The 383-nt window shown below is 65.5% G+C and carries 1 protein-coding gene; it reads right to left on the bottom strand.

What is annotated here, in order from left to right:
- Window positions 1–192 precede the first annotated feature (192 nt).
- The coding region (locus FNJ47_RS46755; protein ID WP_163163567.1) for a hypothetical protein at window positions 193–383 on the bottom strand (191 nt) is incomplete at its 5' end.

Genomic DNA, 383 nt, shown 5'->3' with positions numbered 1-383 from the left:
GCCGTGGCAGCCCGGCCGTGGCCGCGGCTGCCTCGCTGAATCCGACCAGGTAGGGCGCGGGCAGGGGCGTGGGCTGCAGCCGGGTATAGAAGGCCGGCGGCAGTTCGGCGAAACGGTTCCCGAAAGGGGGCAGCGGATAGGATTGCGTCATGGTCAGCCTGTGGCGCGCAGCCCGGACCGGGCCGCAATCCGCTATTTTGACAGAGAAGCGCGAATCCCATAGGATCGCTGCACTTTTGCGTCCTGCCGCGCCTGGCCGGACGCGGCAAGCTCTTCAACCTCCTCGATACGGCATCTCCCCGCAAGGCTGGCAATTTGGAATTCGCGCTGATCCCCTTCCTGAACGGCCTGGGCTACGGCTTTTTGCTGTTCCTGCTGTCCTC

The organism is Bradyrhizobium uaiense (assembly GCF_010811875.1).
GTDB lineage: Bacteria > Pseudomonadota > Alphaproteobacteria > Rhizobiales > Xanthobacteraceae > Bradyrhizobium > Bradyrhizobium uaiense.
This window is presented reverse-complemented; position numbering and strand designations above follow the sequence as displayed.